This is a genomic window from Geminicoccus harenae (genome assembly GCF_019800005.1).
GTDB classification, from domain to species: Bacteria; Pseudomonadota; Alphaproteobacteria; order Geminicoccales; family Geminicoccaceae; genus Geminicoccus; species Geminicoccus harenae.
Genome location: NZ_JABGCL010000027.1, coordinates 20735 through 41322, shown reverse-complemented (window position 1 = coordinate 41322; position 20588 = coordinate 20735). Strand labels below are relative to the sequence as shown.

The following is a 20588-nucleotide window of genomic DNA, read 5'->3' as shown; positions in this document are numbered from 1 at the left end:
CGTCTCTAACCGCAGCGGCACCACAGCCGCTGCCCTTGGAGATCTCGATGCGCAAGGCCTTGTCCTGTCTTCTGGCCGGGGTCGCGTTCGCCGCGATGGCCACGTCGCCCGCCGGTGCCGAGCCGGTGCCGGCGGAGCTGGCCGGCCATGCCGTGCTGCCGGCCATGACCATGGTGCCGCCGCCGGCGGACGCGCCCGCCTTGTTCCAGACCTCCGGCAAGTTCGCCGCTCCCGGCAACCTGCGGGTGGACGAGCCCGGCAGCCTGGACGGCACCACCAATGCCGGCGGGCAGGTCCGCCCGACCGGGCTGGCCTTCCCGCTGGTCGGCCAGCCGGTGCAGGGCTTCTCGGGCATCCGCTCGCTGGGCGGCGACCGGTTCCTGGTGCTGACCGACAATGGCTTCGGCGCCAAGGCCAACTCGGCCGACACGCTCCTGATGTTCCACGAGCTCGAAGCCGACTGGGAGTCCGGCCGGATGCGGCGGGTCAGGACCACCTTCCTCCATGACCCCGACCGGGTCGTGCCGTTCCGGATCGCGACCGAGACCACCGCCGAGCGCCATCTGACCGGGGCCGACTTCGATCCGGAGAGCATCCAGCCGGTCGGCGACCGCTACTGGATCGGTGAGGAGTTCGGCCCCTATCTGCTGGAGGTCGACCGGACCGGCCGGGTGCTGCGCGTGGTGGAGACGTTGGTCGGCGGCCGCACGGTGCGCTCGGCCGATCATCCTGCCGTCCTGATGCCGCCGGCACCCGGGCCGGTCACGTTCGAGGTCCGGCGCTCCAAGGGCTTCGAGGGCATGGCGCAGTCGCCGGACGGCGCCTTCCTCTACCCGCTGCTGGAGGGGCCGCTCCTGGGCGGGGAGGGGCAGCCAGAGGCCGTGGACGGGAAGGAGGCGCTGCGCATCCTGGAGTTCGACACCGCGCAGGGTGCCTGGAGCGGCCGCTCCTGGTTCTACCCGCTGGAAGCGGATGGCCACGCGATCGGCGACTTCAACATGATCGATGCCACGCGCGGCCTGGTGATCGAGCGGGACAATCTGGAGGGCTCGCCGGCCGATGCGTGCCAAGGCCAGGTCACCGAGCGCTGCATCGCCAGCCCGGCCGCGTTCAAGCGCGTCTATCTGATCGAGCTGGGTGAGCCCGGCCGGCCGGTGCGCAAGATCGCGCATCTGGACCTGATGGACATCGCCGACCCCGACGGGCTGGCGCGCCAGGGCGGGGCGGACGGCAAGCTCGACTTCCCGTTCTTCACGATCGAGAACGTGGACGTGGCTGGGCCCGGCCGGATCGTGGTCGGCAACGACAACAACCTGCCGTTCTCGGCCGGGCGGTTCGTCGACCGGGCCGATTCCAACGAGCTGGTCCTGCTGGAGGTCGGCGACTTCCTCGACCGCAAGTGAACCGGGCTTGATCCATGCCCCGCCGACCGGCAAACCGGGCTCAACGCAGCGGTGGAAGGGAGGCGGGGCATCATGGCGAAGCTGAGTGTGGGGATCCTGGGGGCGGCGAAGATCGCGACGACCAAGGTCATCCCGCCGATGCGCGACTGTCACTACGCGGAGCCCGTGGCGCTGGCCTCGCGCACCCTGGCCAAGGCAGAGGCGGCGGCCAGGGAGCTGGGCCTGCCCCGGGCCTATGGCTCCTATGAGGAACTGCTGGCCGACCCCGGGATCGACCTCATCTACAACCCGCTGCCCAACCACGAGCACGTGCCCTGGACGATCAAGGCCGCCGAGGCCGGCAAGCACGTGCTGTGCGAGAAGCCGCTGGGCCTGGACGAGGCGGATGCGCGGCGCCTGCTCGAGGTGCGCGAGCGGACCGGCAAGGTCATCCAGGAAGCCTTCATGGTCCGCACCCATCCGCAATGGCACAAGGCGCGCGCCATCGTGGAGCGCGGCGAGATCGGCAGGCTGCTCGCGATCACCGGGCATTTCTCCTACCACAACACCGATCCCGCCAATGTCCGCAATGTCCGCGAATGGGGCGGCGGCGGCCTGCTCGACATAGGCTGCTACCCGATCACCACCTCGCGCTTCGTCAGCGGGCAGGAGCCGTTGCGGGTGAGCGCGGTGATCGAGCGCGATCTCACGACCGGCATCGACCGGCGCGGCTCGGTGATCCTGGACTTCGGCGACTTCACCAGCGCCTTCACCTACGGGACTCAGATGGCGCCCCGGCAGACCATGTCGTTCGTCGGCGAGACCGGGCGGGTCGAGGTCGAGATCCCGTTCAACGCCCCGAACGACCGGCCCTGCCGCCTGTACCTGGACCATGGCGAGCTGCGCCAGGATGCGCGGGAGGTGATCGAGATCCCCACCTGCGACCAGTACGGGATCATGATGGACGCGCTGGCCAAGGCGATCCTGGACGGCCACGAGCAGCCGGTGCCGCTGGAGGACAGCTTCCGCAACATGCGGGTGATCGATGCGGTGTTCCGTGCGGCCGAGACGGCGAGCTGGGTGGACATAGCACCCGGCTGAGGCGACGGCGCGGTGCTGGCCGCCGGTGGAGCTTCGCGATGCTGATCCTTCACGACTACCTGCCGTCCGGCAACGGCTACAAGGTGCGCCTGCTCCTGCACCAGCTGGGCATCCCGTTCCGGCTGGTGGAGCACGACGTGGTGGCGGGTGCGACGCGCCGGCCGGAGTTCCTGGCGCTCAACCCGACCGGCAGGATCCCCGTCCTGCAGCTCCAGGACGGTACGATCTTAAGCGAGAGCGGGGCGATCCTCTGCTATCTCGCCGTCGATAGCGCGTTCTGGCCGACCGAGCGGCTGGAGCGCGCCCAGACCCTGCAATGGCTGTTCTTCGAGCAGTACAGCCACGAGCCCTATCTCGCCGTGGCGCGCTTCCTGCGGATGGCACCGAATGATCCGCGCCAGGCCGACCTGCCCCGCCTGCTGGAGCGGGGTCATGCGGCGCTTGCGGTGATGGAGCAGCACCTGGCGGGCCGGCACTATCTGGTGGGCGAACGCTATGGCGTGGCCGACATCGCCCTCTATGCCTACACCCACGTCGCCCATGAGGGCGGCTTCGACCTCACCGCCTTTCCGCGGATCTGGGCCTGGCTGGAGCGGGTGAGGTCGCAGCCGGGCCATGTGCCGATCGACTGGCGGCCGAACTGACGTCGGTGCCTCAGCCGGCGGCGTCCTGCCGCCGGTAGGCGGTGGAGCCTTCCGGCGGGAAGGGCAGGGTGTCGGCCAGGGCATGGCGCTCGTGCTCGGCGAAGTCGGGGAAGGGCAGGCGCATGTCCTTGCGCCAGTTCTCGACCTCCGCATGGATCTCCCGAATCCGCGTATCGTCCGGCTCCTCGTCCCGCGACCAGCGCACGCGCTGGATCGGCAGCGCGAAGCGCGCGCCCGAGCTCTCGACGATCTCCTTGATCCGGAGGTTCAGGTCCTCGCGGATGCCCAGGAACTCGGCATAGTCGGTGGAGCCGACGAAGGCGAAGACCTCCAGGTTGAGGGCGGCGGCGCTGTAGCCGGCGAAGCGGATGCGCGCCGGATCGTTGAGGACGCGGGGGTGGCGGATCAGCATCTCGCGGATGCGGGCCAGGATGTAGCGCAGCTGGTCGGTGGTGGTGTCGTAGCCGAGCGCGATCGTCGGGTTGAACAGCATCTGGTCGCGTCGGGTGAAGTTCACGATCTGCATCTGCGAGAAGTCGGCGTTCGGCACGGTGATCACCGTCCGGTCCAGCCCGCGGATCCGGGTCGAGCGCAGGCCGATCTCCTCCACCGTGCCCATCTTGTCGCCGAACTGGCAGAACTCGCCGATCCGCACCGGCCGGTCGGCGAACAGCATGAAGCCGGCGATCACGTTCTCCATGGTCGGGCGCACGGCGAGCGCGATCGCCAGCCCGGTGACCCCGATGCCGGCCAGGAGGGGCCCCACCGGTGCGCCCAGCTTATCGGCGGCGTGCACGGCGATGTAGAGGATGCCGAAGATGCCGAGCAGGCGGAACGACAGGCGGATGAGCTGGGCGTCGATGCTGCGCGGCCGGCGGTTCTGGGCGTGGACGATCGCCGCACCGGCGCGGTTGGTCACCACGAAGACCAGCCAGGCCGCGGCGGCGAAGAACGCGAACTCGGTGGCCACGGTGGCCCCGATCAGCGCCTGCCCGGTCAGGCGCAGCGGCTGGCCCGACAGGTAATTGAGCCAGAGGGTCAGGAGCAGGGTCGCCAGCGCGGCAAGCGGCTGGCCGAGCTGCAGGAGCGGTGGCGCTTCTGCAAGCCGCCGGTCCAGCCGCAGGCCCAGCCAGCTCAGCAGTGCGACGGCCGGCAGTGCCAGCAGCAGGACCGCCAGCAGCGCCAGCCACTTCCACAGGGGCTCGTCCAGGACCAGCCGGTAGGCGGAAGGCGGCAGCCGCTTGAACCAGTCGGCCAGCAGCGCCGGCATGCCGGGCCCGGGGCCCAGCCGGAACGCATCGTAGGCGCCGGGAATCGCCATCTCGCTGGGCAGGACCGGCAGGTCGTGCACTCGGGCGAAGAAGAGCGGCAGGCGGGTTACCGTTTCCTGGCTGAACAGGAAGCGGTCCGCCATGGGGCCGTCCGCCTGCCGGGAGATGACCAGCTCGGTGTCCGGGATCCGCCAGCTCGTGATGCCGTCGGCGGCGACCGCAGCCGCGTCCGGCACCTGGTCTTCCGGCGGCAGCTCGATGCGCTGGAGGATCCCCTGGAGCTGGAAGGCCAGCTCGACGCTGCGCTCGGCCCGGTTCGCCTCGGGCACGCCGCTAAGATCGAGGGTCGAGAGCGCGCGCCCGAGCGGTACGTCGGCCAGGGCCGCCGTCTCGCCATGATACCAGCGGCGCGTGGCCTCGTGGAAGTTGTGCAGGAAGCTCTGGAGCGTCGCGCGCGGGCTGCTCGTGTCGGGCGGGCTGAGCGGCCCGTCCTGCGCGGGTGCGGGCCCTGCCAGCAGGAGGCCCAGCAGGGCCGCCAGCGCGGCCAGCCAGAGACGCGGCGTTGCGGACAAGATGGCTTCTCCGGCCGGGCGGGTGGGATGTTCCGGCCTCCCTTAGCGGGCCGTCGCCGGTTCAGGAACCCGCCGATGCGATCTTGGCGAGTGGCTGGCTGACCCGGCGCAGGGTCAGATTGATCCTGCCACCCCCGGGTATGAGGTCCGAGCTGCCGGGCAGGATCCGGTCGATCCCGTGAAAGGCCAGCCGTGCCGGCCCGCCCAGTACCAGCACGTCGCCGCTCGTGAGCGGGAACGATCTGGTCGGGGCATTCCGTTCCATGCCGCCCAGGCGGAACATCGCGGTATCGCCCAGCGACACCGACACGACCGGTGCCGAGAAATCGTGCTCGTCCCGGTCCTGGTGCAAACCCATCCGGGCCGTGTCGCGGTAGAGATTGACGAGGCAGGCCTCGGGAAGCGTCGGGTGGCCGGCGACCTGCCGCCATAGCTCCAAGAGGGCCGCGGGCATGGCCGGCCAGGGCAGCCCGGATTCGGGATGGCCCTTCTGGTAGCGGTAGCCCCGGCGGTCCGAGACCCAGCCGAGCGTGCCGAGATTGCTCATGCGCACGCTGAACGGCCGGTTCCAGCGGGGCGTGGTCGGCTGGAACCAGAAGGCCTCGCCGATCGCGTGCAGGACCTGGTCGACCAGGTCCCGCTGCGCGGTCTCGTCCAGATGGTGCCGCAGATGGACGACGCCATCCGGCAGGGCGATGCTGCCGGACGGCACCCCGCCCGTTGCCGCCCGGGCGGTCAACGGCCGGTCGATCAGCGCTTGTGGGTCTGGCCGAACAGGATCTTCTTCTCTTCCTCGTCCATCGGCTTGCCCACGTCCGGGTTCACCTTGGCAGCGTGCTCATAGGCGCGCTCCGTGGCCGGCCGCGCCTTGATCTTGTTGAACCAGCGCTGCAGGTGCGGGAAGTCCTCCAGGTTCTGGCCCTGGTTCTCATAAGGGACGATCCAGGGATAGGAGGCCATGTCGGCAATGGAATATTCCCCGGCGATGTACTCCCGGTCGGCCAGCCGCCGGTCGAGCACGCCATAGAGCCGGCCGGTCTCCTTGACGTAACGGTCGATGGCGTAGGGGATCTTTTCGGGCGCATAGCGGCCGAAATGGTGGTTCTGGCCGGCCATCGGCCCGAGGCCGCCCATCTGCCAGAACAGCCACTGGAGGACGTCGTAGCGGCGCCGGTCGGTGGGCAGGAATTTGCCGGTCTTGTCGGCCAGATAGACCAGGATCGCACCGCTCTCGAACACGCTGATCGGCTCGCCGCCGCCCAAGGGTTCATGGTCGACGATCGCCGGCATCCGGTTGTTCGGCGCGATCTTCAGGAAGTCGGGCTCGAACTGCTCGCCCTTGCCGATATTGACCGGCTTGATCTGGTAGGGAAGGCCGACCTCCTCCAGGAACATGGTGATCTTGTGGCCGTTCGGGGTCGGCCAGTAGTAGAGATCGATCATGTCGCAGCCTGTCCGTTCCAGTGGGGCAGAAGTAGCTTCAGGTAGGCACCCTGGGCGACAGCGGCAAGCCGTGCCCGGCTCAGGGGCGCCTCACCGGCGCCGGAGCACGCTGGCATCGACCCTGCGGCCGAACACCAGGCCGATCACCGCGCCGATCGTGATCGCGGTCGCCATCGGCCGGGCGGTGCCGTCATGCAGCATGCCCACCAGGCTGGAGGCGGCAGCGGCCAGCGAGAACTGCACGGTGCCGAGCAGGGCGGAGGCGGCACCGGCCCGGTCCGGGAAGGAGGCCATCGCGATCGCGGTGGTGTTGGGCATCAGGAGGCCCAGGCTCGCGATCGACAGGAACAGGGGCACCAGGGTCAGGATCAGGCTGTGCAGTCCGCTCCAGGCCACCGCCAGCAGGACCAGGCAGGCCAGGACCTGGATGATGCCGGCAGCGCGGATCATGCGGCTGGGGTCGACCTTGCGCGCGATCCGGGCATTGACCTGGGCCACGATCACGAAGCCGATCGCATTGGCACCGAACACCCAGCCGAAATGGCGCTCCGGGATGCCATAGAGCTCGATCAGCACGAACGGTGCGCCCGCGATATAGGCGAACATGCCGGCGATGGCACAGCCGCCGGCCAGGGCCGGCATCAGGAAGCGCCGGTCGACCAGCAGGCCAGCATAGGTCGCCAGCACCGCGTTCGGGGCGATCGAGCGCCGCATCGCGCGCGGCAGGCTTTCCGGGAGCCGGACGAGCACGGCGACGAGACAGCCGGTGGCGAACAGGGCCAGGAACCAGAACACCGACTGCCAGCCGAGCGTCACCAGAAGCTGGCCACCGAGCAGGGGGGCCAGGATCGGCGCCAGCCCGGTCACCAGCATGAGGGCCGCGAACACCGGGATGGCGTCGGCCGCCGGGAACAGGTCGCGCACCACGGCGCGCCCGATCACGACCGAGGCGCAGGCAGCCAGCCCCTGCACGAAGCGCAGGACCGCGAGTGCCGCGATCGAGGGCGCCATGGTGCAGGCGAACGAGGTGACGACGAACAGGATCAGGCCGATGACCAGCGGCAGCCTGCGCCCGTAGCTGTCCGCGAGCGGGCCCCACACGGCCTGGCCCAGGGCGAAGGCCAGGAAGAAGGCGGCGAGCGTCGTCTGCACATGGCCGATATCGGTGCGGAACGCCTGGGCCAGGGTCGGGAAAGCCGGCAGGTACATGTCGATGGCGAGCGGCCCGAAGGCCGTAAGCGCGCCGAGGATGACGATGAACTCGGTCCGGCGGCCGGCCAGCACCGGCTTGGTGGTCGCGGAGGATGGCAAGAGGGCAACTTCATGTCGGGCGTGAAACAGGAAGGAGAAGCTAGTCCGATGTGACGCACCCGGCCATACCGGTGCGCCACATCGCACGAATGCATGGACGGCATCCGGCCCTGCACCGGCGAGCAGAGGAGGCAGGGCCTTGCACGACGACTTCCACTATTACGAGCCCAGGCACGGCCACGGGCTGCCGCACGACCCGTTCAACGCGATGGTGGCACCCCGGCCGATCGGCTGGATCTCGTCGCAGGACGGCCAGGGCCGGCTGAACCTCGCCCCCTACAGCTTCTTCAATATTTTCAACTACAAGCCGCCGCTCGTGGGCTTCGCCAGCAATGGCGCCAAGGACAGCCTGCAGAACATCCAGGACACGGGCGAGTTCTGCTGGAACCTGGCGACGCGGGAATTGGCCGAGCGCATGAACCTCACCAGCACGCCGGCACCGCGCGAGATCGACGAGTTCCAGCTGGCCGGGCTCACGCCTGCGGCGTCCACCGTGGTCCAGGTCCCGCACGTCGCCGAGAGCCCGGTGTCGTTCGAGTGCCGGCGCACCCAGATCCTGCAGCTGGAAGGCGCGGACGGCCAGAAGGTCTCCACCTGGATGATCTTCGGCGAGGTGGTGGCGGTCCGCATCCGCAGGACGCTGCTGAAGGACGGGATCTACGACACGGCCGCCGCCCGCCCGATCACGCGCGGCGGCGGGCCGGCCGACTATTTCGAGATCACGCCGGACGCGCGGTTCCGGATGCGCCGGCCGGGCTGGCCACTGGACGGCGGCTAGAACGGCCGACTGGCTGGCCGGGCGTTCCTCGAGAATATGCCGGATCTATTCGACGTCTGAGCCTTTCTAGACCTGTTTCAGGTGAACCACCGGAGAGGTCGGATGCCCCCAACCTATGATCGCATCTCCAAGCTGCTGCACTGGCTCGTGGTGGCGCTGGTGGTGACGCAACTGATCACCGCGCTCACATGGCCGCAATACGGCGACGAGAGCACAGGGCGCTACGTCCTGTTCCGCATCCACATGATCTCCGGCATCGCGATCCTCATCCTGATGGTGGTGCGGCTGGCATGGCGGCGCAGCAGCCCGTGGCGGCCGCTGCCCGACGACGTGCCCACGGCGATCAAGGTCGCGTCGCGCGCCAACCACGTGGCCTTCTATGTCGCGCTGATCCTCCAGCCCCTGCTCGGCCTGCTGATGATCTCGCCGTTTGGCGCCGACTGGCTGAACGGGGCGCATGTGATCCTGGGCTGGACCGTGGTGGTCCTGGTCGTCCTCCATGTCGCCGGTGCCTTGTGGCACGGCTTCATCCGCAAGGACCAGGTCATGCAGCGCATGCTGCCGTTCACCACGGCGGACCGGTGAGATCCGTCAGAACTCCAGGCAGATCTTGCCGAAGTGGCTGCCGGATTCCTCGTGGCGGAAGGCATCGGCGATGCCTTCCAGCGGGAAGCTGCGGTCGATCACCGGACGGATCCCGGTGGCGTCCAGGGCCTGCACGAACTCGGTCTGGTGGCGGCGGCTGCCGACGATCAGGCCCTGCAGGCGCGCCTGCTTGGCCATCAGCAGGCTGGTCGGCACCTCGCCGGCCCGGCCGGTCAGCACGCCGATCAGCGAGATGTGCCCGCCGATCCGGACCGCGGTGATCGACTGGGGCAGCGTGCCGGGCCCGCCCACCTCGACCACATGGTCCACGCCCTGGCCGTCGGTCATCTCCTGGACCAGCCGGCCCCATTCCGGCTGCTGCCGATAGTTGATGACGTGATCCGCACCCAGCTCGCGCACCCGCTCCAGCTTCGCGTCGGACGAGGAGGTGGCGATCACCGTGGCACCCATGGCCTTGGCGATCTGGAGCGCGAAGATCGAGACCCCGCCCGTGCCCAGCACCAGCACGCGGTCGCCGGCCTTGAGCCCGCCATCCACCACCAGCGAGCGCCAGGCGGTGAGGCCGGCCGTGGTGATGGTCGCGGCCTCGGCATGGCTCCAGCCCTTGGGGGCGTGGGTGAACCAGGTGGCCGGCCGGATCACGGCCTGGCGCGCATAGCCGTCGACGCCGTCACCGGGCGTGGTCTTGAAGTCGGCGACCCGTGCGGGCCCCTCCAGCCAGTACGGGAAGAACCCGGACACCACATGGTCGCCCGCCTGGAACTCCGCCACGCCGTCGCCCACGGCCTCGACCACGCCGGCGCCGTCCGCCATCGGGATCCGGCCGTCCTCGGTCGGGATCTTGCCGGCGACCACCAGATAATCGTGGAAGTTGAGAGAGCTGCCGTGCAGGCGTACCCGGATCTCGCCGGGACCGGGATCGCCTGGATCCGGCAGGTCCGCTTGATCCAGCCGGTCGAGCCCGCCGGGTGCTCCGAGCCTGATCGCCTTCATCCTATTCCCACTCCCTTGGTCCAGGTTGCGACGCGCCGCTGATCTATTCCCGCTCGGGCCCACCTCGGCCCAGGCACTGCATGTACTGCACCGATCCTGGCTGATGGCCGGCATCGATGCAGGACTGGCGTGCAGCGGCGTCTGGATTGGCCGGCTCGCCGTCGAACCAGCCGCTGCGACGACCTCGATCGTCGCAGCCGGTCAGTACGATGAGGCCGGCACCCAGCAGCAAGAGGCTCCATCGTCGGCGTGCGCGCATCTCGGTTTCTCCGAAAGCCGGGCACCGCGGCCAGCGCCCCCGACCTTCAACCGCCGGCATGCCGCTGCGCTCCTTCAGCCGTTCAGGCGGAACAGCGGGCGCAGGCGGATGCCGACGAGCGAGCCCAGGAAGGCGGTGCCGAACCAGATCCAGCCGTGCAGGCTGCCGGACGCGATCCCGCCCAGCAGAGCGCCGATATTGCAGCCCGAGGACATCCTCGCGCCATAGCCCATCAGGAGGCCGCCCAGCACGGCGGCGACCAGCGAGCCCAGGCGCAGGTCGACCTTGGGGCCGAACCGGCCGGCCAGGGACGCCGCGATCATGGCACCCAGGATCAGGCCGATATCCATGGCCGAGATCGGGTGGGCGAACAGGCTGCCTTCGAGCTGGGCGCGCGCACCGGTGCCGGACCAGCTGTCCCAGGACGCGACGTCGACGCCCAGTGCCGCCAGCCCCTTGGCACCCCAGAGCGCGAAGGCGCCGGTGATGCCCCAGGGATGGCCCGCCACCAGCAGGGTCACGAGCGAGAGCAGGGCCAGCGCCACGGCACCCCAGAGCAGCGGCCAGGGCCCCGTCAGCAGGCGGGGCGTGGCACCGCCGCTCCAGCCGAGCGGCACCAGCTTGCCCGTCCGGCGCTGCTCGGCACGAGCAGCCAGGTAGGCCAGGCCGGCCAGGGCCAGGAGGCTCAGCGCCAGGGTCGGCAGGACGCCGAACTGCTGCCAGAGCGAGAAGGTGCCAAAGCTCGGCAGGCCGCTCCAGGCGGGAGCGTGGGCCACGCCCAGCATGGAGCCGGCGATGAAGGCCAGGAGCGTCACCACCATGCGGGCACTGCCGCCGCCCACGGTGAACAGGGTGCCGGAGCCGCAGCCGCCGCCGAGCTGCATGCCGAGCCCGAACAGGAAGGCGCCGGCGACCAGGGGGACACCGATCGGCGTGGCGAAGCCGTTGACCGGGCGGCCCAGCACCTCGCCGAAGGCGATGACCGGCACCATGAGCACGGTGGCGAGCGCCAGCAGCAGGAGCTGGGCACGCAAGGAGGCGCTGCGGCGCTCGGTGACGAAGGCGCGCCAGCCGCCGGTGAAGCCGAACGCGGCATGGTAGAGGGCGACGCCCAGCAGGCTGCCGACCAGGACCAGGGCGCCGTTCTTCAGCGAAACGACGTTGCCGGCATAAAGGGCGGCCGCGGCCAGGAGCAGCAGGGCCAGGATGGCCACCGTCCGGTCCAGCGGCCGCATGGCAGGACCGGCCGCAACCGGTGCCGGCTGGGCGTGAGCGAGACTCGCCATCAGTTCACCGTCCGCTCGGCGCCGACCTCGGTGGGCGCGCCCTCGACCTTGGCCCACTCGTACATCGAGCCGTCATACATGCGCACATCCGGGTTCTGGCCGAGCTTGTTCAGGACGAACCAGCCGACCGAGGCCCAGTGGCCGGTGTTGCAGAAGGCGATCTGCTCACCCTGACCCTCGAGGTTCAGCTTCGCCAGCAGCCTGTCCAGCTCGGTCCGACCGACCGGATGTGCGCCGTCCGGCACCACCACGTCGTGCGGCAGGCTCACGGCACCCGGGATGGTGCCGGCGACGCCGACATTGGGAGGGGTCGTCTTCCCGGTATACTGGTCCTTCGGCCGGGCATCGACCAGCGGCACGCCGGCCTCCTGCGCTGCCCGCACGTCCGCAGCGCTGGCGACCAGTTCCGGGCGGAACCGGGCGGTGAAGGTCACGGGCTCGGGCGTGCGGCCGGGGCCGGTTTCCACGGGCTGGCCCGCTGCCACCCAGCCGGCCTGGCCGCCCGCCAGGATCGACACCTGGTCGTGGCCCATCACGTCGAAGGTCCAGAACACGCGGGTGGCGGCGCCGAAGTCGCTGGAAGTCACCCCATGCGGCACGATCACGACATGGCTGTCGTTGCCGATGCCGAGCCCGCCGATCAGCGCCTCGACCTGGTCCACCGGCGGCAGCATGCCGATCACCTCGCCGGCCTTGGTGCGCCAGCCGGCCTCGGCATAGTCGGAATGGACGGCGCCGGGGATGTGGCCGTTCGCGAACAGGTCCGCCGAGGAGCCTTCCTCCACGTCGCGGATGTCGAGCACCACCAGGTCCGGGTCGTCCAGATGCGCCGCCAGCCAGGCCGGATCGACCAGCGGCTCGGCAGCGCCCGCGAGCGCGGTGGAGGCCAGGAGCAGGGCGGCGGCGGAGGGCAGGGCGAAGCGCGGCATGACGGACAACCTCGGGGGCGGGATGACGGCCGGCATGTGGTTATCGCCCGTGGCATTGTCAAATGTCAGACAATAACAGTATCTATATGTATAAATGCCGGACCAGTCTCTCGGGTTCGTTCGTGCAAACGCGATGAGCGGATTCAGGCTGCGAGACCGGCTGTACCTGGCTCAACGCCATTCTAGCATCGGCATGGCCCAGATCATACCGAGATAGGAACTGCCGGTCCGGCTACCTCGTCGCCGGCATGGCTTCGTGCCGGGGTTGCTGCTGACCGCAAGATGCAGGGAAGTTTCCGGAAGACAGTCCTGGGAGCATCCACCAGTACCGGAAAGGATCCTCTGCTGAGGAGCGCTGCATGAACAGGGCCCTGTCCCGTTCTTTACTCTTTGGAATGATTCTCACCATTGACGTAGACCATGCCGAGGCGCACGGTCGACCATGGCTACCCTGTCCATCCGATGATCCCCGACCTGCCGGGCGGGGCAGGGTGGTTGCCGGTCCTTTGCCACTGGGAGGGAAACGATGGCGATGCAGCGCATGATCCTGGCTTGGCGGAACGTCGTGATGGCCGGTGCCGTGGCACTGGGTGCCGTGGCGCTGCCCGGCGCGGCCGGGGCCGACGACGACCGCGCCCGCATCCGGCAGGGCTACAAGATCGCGCCGGTCAAGCTGACCATCGGCAACCGCAACCGCGCCCTGGTCGGGCTCGGCAGCTACATCGTCAACGCCCAGGGCGGCTGCAACGACTGCCACACCAACCCGCCTTTTGCGGAGAGCGGCGACCCGTTCCAGGGGCAGCCCACCAGGATCAACACGGCGGGCTATCTGGCCGGCGGCAACCCGTTCGGGCCGATCACCTCGAGGAACATCACGCCCTACAAGAACAGCCGCCCGGCCGGGCTGACCTTCCGCGAGTTCCGCCGGGTGATGCGCACCGGCCATTCGCCGAACAAGCGCGGCCTTCTCCAGGTCATGCCCTGGCCGGTCTACGCCAACATGAATGAGCGCGACCTGGTGGCGATCTACGTCTATCTGCGCTCCATTCCGGCGATCCGGCCGACAGCGGGAGAGTAGGTGCCGGCGGCTGCGGCCGGGACCGGGAGGCGGAACTGCCCTGCACCGGAGGGTGTTAGGAGGGCCAGCAAGGTGAAGCATGGCCCAAGACACGACCCACGCCCTCAGCGACGCGCTCGATCAACTGGAGCACGCGGTCCATGGCGAGCACATCACCGTGCAGGAGGTGGTCGAGCAGCTCGGCGACCGGTCGTTCGCGGCGCTGATGCTGATCTTCTCCCTGATCTCCACCTCGCCGGCCAGCGCCATCCCGGGCATCACCGCCATCGTCGCGGGGATCGTGTTCATCCTGGTCGTGCAGATGGTGTTCGGGCGGGAGTGCGTCTGGCTGCCGGGCTTCATCACCCGCCGCCGCATGTCCAGCGCCAAGCTCTGCAAGGGGATCGGCTGGCTGCGCAAGCCGTTGCACTTCGTCGAGCGGTTCCTGAAGGCCAGGCTGACCTTCCTGGTGAACCGCCCCTGGATCCTCCTGCCGCTCCTGCTGATCCTGGCGCTGACGCTGTTCATGCCGTTCATGGAGGTGATCCCGACCTCGGGCTCCATCGCCTCGGCCGTGATCGCCCTGTTCGCCGCCGGCCTGCTGACCCGGGACGGCGGGCTGGTCATCGTGTCGCTGATCCTGCTGCTGGGGGTGCCGGTGGTCGTCTGGCGGTTCGGGTTCAGCGGCTGAGCCAAGGGGCGCCCTGTCGAGTCCAGGGCTTAGAGACACACGCGTTGCCTCCGCGTCGAGTCATGATATATATCATCTATATCTGATAACGCGGGCAGAGGCGATGCGGACGCTGGTTGATCTCGGGGACGCGCAGGTCCGGGCACTGGACGAGCTGGCAAAGGCGGAGAAGCGGTCGCGGGCCGCGCTGATCCGTCAGGCGATCGAGGATTATCTGGCGAGGCGACGGGCCGGGCAGCAGGACGAGGCCTTCGGCCTTTGGGGCGAGCGCCGGCAGGACGGCCTAGCCTACCAGGAGAAGCTGCGCGGCGAATGGTGAAGGCGCTGTTCGACACCAACATCCTGATCGACCACCTCAACGCCGTTCCGCAAGCGCGGGCCGAGCTGCGGCGCTACGAGGCCAAGGCGATCAGCATCGTTACCTGGATGGAGGTCATGGTCGGCGCCGAGCCGGACCTTCAGGCGCCGACGCGCGGCTTCCTTGGCGGGTTCGAGGTGATCGGCATCGAGGAGCGGGTGGCGGAGCGGGCGGTGGAACTGCGGCGCAGCCACCGGATCAGGCTGCCGGACGCGGTGATCTGGGCGACGGCGCAGGTGCATGGGCTGCTGCTGGTGACGCGGAACACGCGGGACTTTCCGGCCGACGACCCGGGGGTGCGGGCGCCCTACCAGTTGTGACCTGTCGATGGCCGGAATGGCTGGATGCAGGACCTTGACCCTGCTTCCCGCAGCGGATTCGCGGCCGCGGCTACATGGCTTCCAGCAACTCCACCACTTCCTGGCGAATCGTGGCGTAGGCAGGCAGGTAGTCCTTGATCCAGATGGTGGTGTGCTGGTCCGCGTCGTAGAGGTCCAGGTGGTAGCTGCGCGTCTCCGGCGTGCGGTGCTGGTTGGTGTAGCGGTAGGAGCCGGCCGAGATGATCAGGTCCGGGCAGTCCGACCCGGGCGGGCCGACGAAGAACATGTAGTACTTGGTCCACTCACCTTCGCCCGGGGTCATCCGGAAGCAGACCACCTGCCGGTCGCCCTGCCTGAAGATCTCGATGACCTTCGGCTGCTGCGGGTGGGGATCGAGGATCCGCCCCCAGCGGCGAAACACCGGGCAGGGCAGCCGCGCCGACGGGGCCTCCCGCTTGTCCGCCACGCGATCACCCCATGACGGTTGCAGCCATGCCGTCGGTCGGGTCCAGAACCCCAGCATCTCCGCTCTCCGCCGCCGGTCCGTCGCGCCAGAACGCAGCTGGTAGGTTTAGGCCGCGCATCCTGCACTTCGGCGTTCATCTTCAACAGTGCTTCGCCGGTCGATGTAGTGCGCGGGACACGACGGACGCAGGCTGTAGAGCCTTCCGTAGCAGATACTTTCTGAATTGAAGACCTGTGCCCGATGCCGCGTTCTGACGGACGATCCAAGGACAGGCGACCTAGGCCATGTGAACCCTTACAAAACGAGAGGGTGTTTGGATGGAAGGCGTGACCCTGTTCCCACGTTCTGATGGCGGCGCAAGTAGACATACAGGATGTACGACGCGGTTCCTGCACCGCAGGTACTAGGACTTGCGGCGTACTATCCGCCGGCTCCACCCTTGCCGCCAGCTCCGCCCTTCCCACCGACGCCGCCAACACCACTCTCTCCGTCCTCTCCGTCCTCTCCGTCCTCTCCGTCCTCACCCCTGACGCTCTTGCCGTCTTCTCCCCTGACGCTCTCGCCTTCGCCCCTGACGCTCTTACCGTCTGCTCCCTTGACGCTCTTACCGTCTTCTCCCTTGGCGCCCCTGCTGTCCTTTCCCTCGGTTGTTTGGTCATCGAGATCCATGGTCCGCCGAACTCCGTCCCAGAAGTCTTTGCCCAAGACATCCTCACCAAGCAGGCTCTCACCTAAGGGGGAAAGGTGCCCGTCCCCAGAAAGACTTTCATCACCCGCGACAGGTGCGGTGAAGAGGCCGAACACTAAAGTGGAACTCAGCAGCGTTCTCAGCATGTTCATGTGAGCAATCCTCCACTTCCGACAGCATCAGCCGTCCTATACGAAGGGAGCAAGTTGATGTTCTCCAGGCCAGGAGCCTGAATTTGCGCCGTTTCCCCATTGACTCGTTGCCAGGTGCACCCAGTCGACCTCTGTCAGTCTTAGCCAACCCCTGCAGTCAAGACGATGCGGGGTGCTCTGTCCTGACGAGCAGACTGGCTTGGGCACAGATACTTACGCTCAAAGAAGAACGACCTGGCACTACAGCTGCGTATAGGTGAAGCTTGCAGGCTGCTGGTGACGTCCTAGAGTGCACCGTCGCCACCGGTACCACCGGCGCCGCCGTCGCCGCCGACGCCGCCAAACTTGCCGGCCTTGCCGTCCTTGCCGTCCTTGCCGTCCTTGCCGTCGTGTCCGTTCTTGCCGTCCTTGCCGTCCTTGCCGTCCTTAGGCGACGGGCCATTGCCCTTTCCGATGCCCTTTGCGACGCCCCCCCCGGGTGTCGAACTGCTGCTATCGCCTCCATTGCCTCCATCGCCTCCGTCGCCGCCACTAGTATTCAACCCGCCGTTTCCGCCACTGCCTCCAGCGCCTCCATTGCCACCGATGGCACCCTCACCGATCGCGTTGCCGCCGGCACCTCCATCGCCCCCATCGCCGCCATCCGCGCTAACATTGGCACCAGCGCGCCCCTTGCCGTTACCGGCGGCATCGGCGTCTGCGGGAAGGCCAGCAAGCAGCCCGAGAACGGCAGCCGCACCGACAAGAGCCGTGACAATATTCATAGTAATGCTCCTAAACTATTTGAGCCTGGAATTGGCGAGCCTCTCCAGCGGCACCTTTCGAAAGGCAATAGGAATGAGCGCCCCCCACGACGATCGCGACGGGCGCTCCAAAGGCCTTAACAGATGCATCTGTTGCTTGATTGCTGGTTGTTGTTAGCGTCTCGACAACTCATGGTTCACTAACTGCTACTTCCCCTATCAATGATACTGATAACGGCTTTGGAAGCTTTGCTTAGCGATCCAAGATCGGATAGATGCTTGCGGTGGCCCGTCTAAGCAGCGCCCCGATCTAGTAAAGCAAGCCGGCTGCATAACAGCGAGCCATGAGTTCTTTCTGGGAACGATGGCGACTTCAGTCATTACCGTCGCCGCCGTCGCCACCGGTGGCAGCACCGCCACTCCCGCCGGTAGCGTTACCACCGGTGGCGGTAGTGCTACCACCAGTGGCGGTGGCAGTGCCTCCCTTGCCGCCGTCGCCACCCTTGCCACCGTCACCACCGGTGCCACCTAGCGTAGCGGCGCCACCGCCGCCACCGGCGCCACCGGCGCCACCGTTCGCACTAGCGCTAACGTCGCCACCAGTTGCGGTAGCATTGCCGCCCCTGGCATCGCCACCTCTGCCACCTCTGGCAGCACCGCCGTCGCCGCCCTTGCCAATGTTGACGCTGATGCCGCCCCTGTCCTTGCCTTTGCCGCCCTTGCGGGCTTCGGCGTCCATTGTGGGAATCGCAAGCAGGCCTAGAATCGCGGCCGCACTGCACAGAGCTTTCAGCATCTTCTTCATAATAGTATTCCCCTGACATCCATCAGTACTCAGCAGTCCAATACTGTTGCTGTACTGTGGGCAATTCATTGTCTTTATTTCGAATAGTAGGTCCAGACATTTTTAATAAATAAAGTTTTAATACTTACAAGTAATGTGCAATATAGCTTAGATATTGTGCATTATTATGATGCAACTGTTGTTGGCCGTGTACCGGGCGCAGCACGAGAAAAGACCTTTGAGTCTACGCTCATCTCGGCAGGTGAACGAGAGCGCCTGTCGCTTGAGCTATTAGGCAAGGCGGGCTGTGTCCATTCCTCTACTTGACGTGCAGTGGAGGCGTCGCTTCATGAGAGGAAGGGCACGCTATCTTCGGTAAACGAGGGTACGTGGGTCCCTCCGCTAAGATTCGCATCTAGCAGTAGATGACCAATCATTTGTTAACGTCCAGGCAGATGTAGAACCAACAGCTACGGCCCACCTCAGGCTACAGTGTGTTGATCCGCTCGTATCCCTTCGTCAGAGATCGTACCAGCATCACGCTGCCGTGATATGTTTTGAGGCTACTGTCGTCCCGGTTGTATGCAACGTCGCCCCAGGAAGTATTTCTCCGGATATGACAAGATTCTATTTCAACAGCCAGGCTAGCCAGCACTTGAGAACCTCGAGAAGCACAGCCGGCCACCTGTGCGGATGGCGATCTCGGTGTCAGCCATAGCGCGCGTCGGCAGCCGTCCAGCCGCGTGACCGGCACTTGACAGTGCGAATCTTGCTGGCTGCATCAAACCTATAGCTGACCAAGTGGAGCGAACCGATGGACTCATCGGCTTATGCACCATCGGCTGGGTGGGCCTCTTCTATGGTTTGAGTTGGGTGGATCAGCCCCGTTCAACCTCCTCAATCTCCTCCAGCAACTCCATCCATTTCCCCTCCGCCTTCTCCAGGCCGTCCAAGTATTCTGCCTTCTTCTTCCCCAGCCCCTCCAGGTCGATGCCCTTCATGTAGCTCTTGGGATCGGCCAGCTTCCCGTCGATCTCCGCGATCGCCGCCTGGATGCGCTCGATCAGCCGCTCCAGCTTGGCCGCCTCCTGCCGGAGCGGCGCCAGCTTCTGCCGGCGTTCGTTGGCACTGCGCTTCGGGGCCGTGGCCTCCAGCGCAGGCGCGGCCGGCCGCGTAGCCGCAGCACGTTCCGCCAGCATGTGCTGGCGGTAGTCGTCGATGTCGCCGTCGAAGGGGGTGACGCGGCCCTTGTCGACCAGCCAGAGGCGGTCGGCGGTGAGTTCCAGGAGGTGGCGGTCGTGGGAGACCAGGACGACGGCGCCGGGGAACTCGTTGATGGCCTCGATCAGGGCTTCGCGGCTGTCGATGTCGAGATGGTTGGTGGGCTCGTCCAGGATCAGGAATTGCGGGTCGTGGCAGGTGATCATGGCGAGGTTGAGGCGGGCCTTCTCGCCGCCGGAGAGGTTCTTGGCGGGCGTGATCGCCTTGTCCTGGTTCAGGCCGAAGCGGGCGAGACGCGCGCGGATCTTCTGCTCGGGCGTGTCGGGGAGGAGGCGGCGCAGGTGGGCGATGGCGTCGGCCTCGGGGGTCAGGTCCTCGATCTGGTGCTGGGCGAAGAAGCCTACCTTGAGGCCGCGGGCGCGGGTGAGCTCGCCGGTCATGGGCTGGAGGCGCTCGGCCAGGAGCTTGGCGAAGGTCGACTTGCCGTTGCCGTTGGCGCCGATCAGCGCGATGCGGTCGTCGGGGTCGATGCGCAAGCTGAGGTTGGTCAGGATGGGCCGGTCGCCGTAGCCGACCGAGGCACGGTCCATGGTGATCAGCGGCGGGGGCGGGACGTCGGGGGTGGGGAAGTCGAACACGACGTCCGGCTCCAGCACCTCGGCGTCCAGGACCGGCATCTTTTCCAGCATCTTCAGGCGCGACTGGGCCTGGCGGGCCTTGGTGGCCTTGGCGCGGAAGCGGTCGACGAAGCTCTGCAGGTGGGCGCGGGCTTCCATCTGCTTGGCGCGGGTCTTCTCGCGCAGCTCGCGCTGCTCGGCGAGCTGGCGGCGGAACTGGGTGAAGCCGCCCGTCCAGGTGGTGAGCCTGCGGTTCTTTAGGTGGACGATGCGCTCCGGCACGGCGTCGAGCAGGTCGCGGTCGTGGCTGATCAGGAGCAGGGAGCGCGGGTATTTCGCCAGGTGCTCGGTGAGCCAGAGCGTGGCTTCGAGGTCCAGGTGGTTGGTGGGCTCGTCCAGGAGGAGCAGGTCGGGCTCGGTGAACAGGACGCCGGCCAGCGCCACGCGCATCCGCCAGCCGCCGGAGAAGGACGAGAGCGGGCGGTGCTGCATCTCGTCGTCGAAGCCGAGACCCTTCAGGATGATCGCGGCGCGGGCAGGTGCCGCGTCGGCGCCGATCTCGTGGAGGCGGTTCTCGATCTCGGCGATGCGGATGCCGTCGGTGGCGGTGGCGCGCTCGGCCATCAGCGAGGCGCGCTCGCGGTCGGCGGCGAGCACGCCTTCCAGCGGTGTCAGGCTGCCGCCCGGCGCCTCCTGGGCGACGATGCCCAGGCGGATGCCGGGCTGGAGGCGGACCTCGCCGGCATCGGCGTGCCATTCACCGGTGATCAGGCGGAACAGCGAGGTCTTGCCGGTGCCGTTGCGGCCGACCAGGCCGAAGCGGCGGTTGGCGGGCATGTGCAGGCTGGCGCCCTCCAGGAGGGGGCGGCCGGCGATGCGCAGGGTGACGTCGTTCAGGTCGAGCATGGCGGCAGGA

21 protein-coding genes are annotated in these 20588 nt (G+C 67.6%); 9 read left to right on the top strand and 12 right to left on the bottom strand.

Annotated features, from left to right (window positions below):
- Positions 1-47 precede the first annotated feature (47 nt).
- The 3 genes from HLA95_RS21000 (at position 48) to HLA95_RS20990 (ending at position 3127) form a co-directional block, all read left to right on the top strand.
- The gene (locus HLA95_RS21000) at positions 48-1403 is read left to right on the top strand and encodes an esterase-like activity of phytase family protein (protein ID WP_222184397.1); all 1356 of its coding nucleotides are present in this window, start codon (positions 48-50) and stop codon (positions 1401-1403) included.
- Between the two features lie 72 nt (positions 1404-1475).
- A complete protein-coding gene (locus HLA95_RS20995; RefSeq protein ID WP_191058685.1) occupies positions 1476-2483 on the top strand; it encodes a Gfo/Idh/MocA family protein in 1008 nt (335 codons plus the stop codon).
- A 38-nt stretch (positions 2484-2521) separates the two neighbouring features.
- The gene (locus tag HLA95_RS20990) at positions 2522-3127 is read left to right on the top strand and encodes a glutathione S-transferase family protein (protein ID WP_191058684.1); all 606 of its coding nucleotides are present in this window, start codon (positions 2522-2524) and stop codon (positions 3125-3127) included.
- Between the two features lie 10 nt (positions 3128-3137).
- Here the strand turns inward: HLA95_RS20990 and HLA95_RS20985 are convergent, their stop codons facing one another.
- The 4 genes from HLA95_RS20985 to HLA95_RS20970 all read right to left on the bottom strand — a co-directional run bounded on the left by HLA95_RS20985 (position 3138) and on the right by HLA95_RS20970 (position 7724).
- Positions 3138-4970: a mechanosensitive ion channel family protein gene (locus HLA95_RS20985; protein ID WP_191058683.1), complete on the bottom strand. Its 1833-nt coding sequence runs from the start codon at positions 4968-4970 to the stop codon at positions 3138-3140.
- Positions 4971-5031: 61 nt separating this feature from the next.
- On the bottom strand, positions 5032-5709 hold the full coding sequence (locus HLA95_RS20980) for an alpha-ketoglutarate-dependent dioxygenase AlkB family protein (protein WP_223861419.1): 678 nt from the start codon (positions 5707-5709) through the stop codon (positions 5032-5034).
- Positions 5710-5720: 11 nt separating this feature from the next.
- Positions 5721-6413 carry a glutathione binding-like protein gene (locus HLA95_RS20975; protein ID WP_191058682.1) on the bottom strand — a complete coding sequence of 231 codons (693 nt, stop codon included), beginning with the start codon at positions 6411-6413 and terminating at the stop codon, positions 5721-5723.
- A 90-nt stretch (positions 6414-6503) separates the two neighbouring features.
- Entirely contained in the window at positions 6504-7724 is a 1221-nt protein-coding gene (locus HLA95_RS20970) for a Bcr/CflA family multidrug efflux MFS transporter (protein WP_222184396.1), read from the bottom strand.
- Positions 7725-7863: 139 nt separating this feature from the next.
- Here HLA95_RS20970 and HLA95_RS20965 point away from each other — a divergent pair, with 139 nt between their 5' ends.
- On the top strand, positions 7864-8502 hold the full coding sequence (locus HLA95_RS20965) for a flavin reductase family protein (RefSeq protein ID WP_191058681.1): 639 nt from the start codon (positions 7864-7866) through the stop codon (positions 8500-8502).
- 102 nt (positions 8503-8604) lie between these two features.
- Complete coding sequence (locus tag HLA95_RS20960) at positions 8605-9087, top strand: cytochrome b (RefSeq protein ID WP_191058680.1); 483 nt, start codon at positions 8605-8607, stop codon at positions 9085-9087.
- A 6-nt stretch (positions 9088-9093) separates the two neighbouring features.
- Here HLA95_RS20960 and HLA95_RS20955 read toward each other — a convergent pair whose 3' ends face one another.
- From HLA95_RS20955 to HLA95_RS20940, 4 genes are all read right to left on the bottom strand, one after another.
- Positions 9094-10101, bottom strand: coding sequence for a zinc-dependent alcohol dehydrogenase family protein (locus tag HLA95_RS20955; RefSeq protein ID WP_191058679.1), 1008 nt, complete (start codon positions 10099-10101; stop codon positions 9094-9096).
- Between the two features lie 43 nt (positions 10102-10144).
- Complete coding sequence (locus HLA95_RS20950; protein ID WP_191058678.1) at positions 10145-10360, bottom strand: hypothetical protein; 216 nt, start codon at positions 10358-10360, stop codon at positions 10145-10147.
- Positions 10361-10434: 74 nt separating this feature from the next.
- Complete coding sequence (locus HLA95_RS20945; protein ID WP_191058677.1) at positions 10435-11646, bottom strand: YeeE/YedE family protein; 1212 nt, start codon at positions 11644-11646, stop codon at positions 10435-10437.
- Complete coding sequence (locus HLA95_RS20940; protein ID WP_222184395.1) at positions 11646-12575, bottom strand: sulfurtransferase; 930 nt, start codon at positions 12573-12575, stop codon at positions 11646-11648. The genes HLA95_RS20945 and HLA95_RS20940 overlap by 1 nt, the downstream gene beginning before the upstream one ends.
- Positions 12576-13101: 526 nt before the next feature.
- Between HLA95_RS20940 and HLA95_RS20935 the strand changes: the two genes are divergently transcribed.
- The 4 genes from HLA95_RS20935 to HLA95_RS20920 all read left to right on the top strand — a co-directional run bounded on the left by HLA95_RS20935 (position 13102) and on the right by HLA95_RS20920 (position 15001).
- Positions 13102-13653: a cytochrome C gene (locus tag HLA95_RS20935; RefSeq protein WP_191059822.1), complete on the top strand. Its 552-nt coding sequence runs from the start codon at positions 13102-13104 to the stop codon at positions 13651-13653.
- Positions 13654-13732: 79 nt separating this feature from the next.
- A complete protein-coding gene (locus tag HLA95_RS20930) occupies positions 13733-14323 on the top strand; it encodes an exopolysaccharide biosynthesis protein (RefSeq protein ID WP_191059821.1) in 591 nt (196 codons plus the stop codon).
- 103 nt (positions 14324-14426) lie between these two features.
- Positions 14427-14642 (top strand): ribbon-helix-helix domain-containing protein, encoded by a 216-nt coding sequence (locus HLA95_RS20925; RefSeq protein WP_191059820.1) that lies wholly within the window; start codon positions 14427-14429, stop codon positions 14640-14642.
- Complete coding sequence (locus HLA95_RS20920) at positions 14636-15001, top strand: type II toxin-antitoxin system VapC family toxin (RefSeq protein ID WP_191059819.1); 366 nt, start codon at positions 14636-14638, stop codon at positions 14999-15001. Before HLA95_RS20925 ends, HLA95_RS20920 begins: the two co-directional genes overlap by 7 nt.
- Positions 15002-15071: 70 nt before the next feature.
- On the opposite strand, the gene HLA95_RS20915 is transcribed toward HLA95_RS20920, so the two are convergent.
- The 4 genes from HLA95_RS20915 to HLA95_RS20900 all read right to left on the bottom strand — a co-directional run bounded on the left by HLA95_RS20915 (position 15072) and on the right by HLA95_RS20900 (position 20578).
- Entirely contained in the window at positions 15072-15467 is a 396-nt protein-coding gene (locus HLA95_RS20915; protein ID WP_191059818.1) for a hypothetical protein, read from the bottom strand.
- Positions 15468-15887: 420 nt separating this feature from the next.
- Positions 15888-16307 carry a hypothetical protein gene (locus HLA95_RS20910; RefSeq protein ID WP_191059817.1) on the bottom strand — a complete coding sequence of 140 codons (420 nt, stop codon included), beginning with the start codon at positions 16305-16307 and terminating at the stop codon, positions 15888-15890.
- A gap of 284 nt (positions 16308-16591) precedes the next feature.
- A complete protein-coding gene (locus tag HLA95_RS20905) occupies positions 16592-17071 on the bottom strand; it encodes a hypothetical protein (protein ID WP_191059816.1) in 480 nt (159 codons plus the stop codon).
- A 1641-nt stretch (positions 17072-18712) separates the two neighbouring features.
- Complete coding sequence (locus HLA95_RS20900; RefSeq protein WP_222184394.1) at positions 18713-20578, bottom strand: ABC-F family ATP-binding cassette domain-containing protein; 1866 nt, start codon at positions 20576-20578, stop codon at positions 18713-18715.
- Positions 20579-20588: the final 10 nt, after the last annotated feature.

Excerpts from the sequence above, each read along its gene's own strand:
- HLA95_RS21000 (WP_222184397.1), top strand. The coding sequence starts at position 48 with ATGCGCAAGGCCTTGTCCTGTCTTCTGGCCGGGGTCGCGTTCGCCGCG.
- HLA95_RS20995 (WP_191058685.1), top strand. The coding sequence starts at position 1,476 with ATGGCGAAGCTGAGTGTGGGGATCCTGGGGGCGGCGAAGATCGCGACG.
- HLA95_RS20990 (WP_191058684.1), top strand. The coding sequence starts at position 2,522 with ATGCTGATCCTTCACGACTACCTGCCGTCCGGCAACGGCTACAAGGTG.
- HLA95_RS20975 (WP_191058682.1), bottom strand. The coding sequence starts at position 6,413 with ATGATCGATCTCTACTACTGGCCGACCCCGAACGGCCACAAGATCACC.
- HLA95_RS20960 (WP_191058680.1), top strand. The coding sequence starts at position 8,605 with ATGCCCCCAACCTATGATCGCATCTCCAAGCTGCTGCACTGGCTCGTG.
- HLA95_RS20955 (WP_191058679.1), bottom strand. The coding sequence starts at position 10,101 with ATGAAGGCGATCAGGCTCGGAGCACCCGGCGGGCTCGACCGGCTGGAT.
- HLA95_RS20950 (WP_191058678.1), bottom strand. The coding sequence starts at position 10,360 with ATGCGCGCACGCCGACGATGGAGCCTCTTGCTGCTGGGTGCCGGCCTC.
- HLA95_RS20945 (WP_191058677.1), bottom strand. The coding sequence starts at position 11,646 with ATGGCGAGTCTCGCTCACGCCCAGCCGGCACCGGTTGCGGCCGGTCCT.
- HLA95_RS20940 (WP_222184395.1), bottom strand. The coding sequence starts at position 12,575 with ATGCCGCGCTTCGCCCTGCCCTCCGCCGCCGCCCTGCTCCTGGCCTCC.
- HLA95_RS20935 (WP_191059822.1), top strand. The coding sequence starts at position 13,102 with ATGGCGATGCAGCGCATGATCCTGGCTTGGCGGAACGTCGTGATGGCC.
- HLA95_RS20930 (WP_191059821.1), top strand. The coding sequence starts at position 13,733 with ATGGCCCAAGACACGACCCACGCCCTCAGCGACGCGCTCGATCAACTG.
- HLA95_RS20925 (WP_191059820.1), top strand. The coding sequence starts at position 14,427 with ATGCGGACGCTGGTTGATCTCGGGGACGCGCAGGTCCGGGCACTGGAC.
- HLA95_RS20920 (WP_191059819.1), top strand. The coding sequence starts at position 14,636 with ATGGTGAAGGCGCTGTTCGACACCAACATCCTGATCGACCACCTCAAC.
- HLA95_RS20910 (WP_191059817.1), bottom strand. The coding sequence starts at position 16,307 with ATGAACATGCTGAGAACGCTGCTGAGTTCCACTTTAGTGTTCGGCCTC.
- HLA95_RS20905 (WP_191059816.1), bottom strand. The coding sequence starts at position 17,071 with ATGAATATTGTCACGGCTCTTGTCGGTGCGGCTGCCGTTCTCGGGCTG.
- HLA95_RS20900 (WP_222184394.1), bottom strand. The coding sequence starts at position 20,578 with ATGCTCGACCTGAACGACGTCACCCTGCGCATCGCCGGCCGCCCCCTC.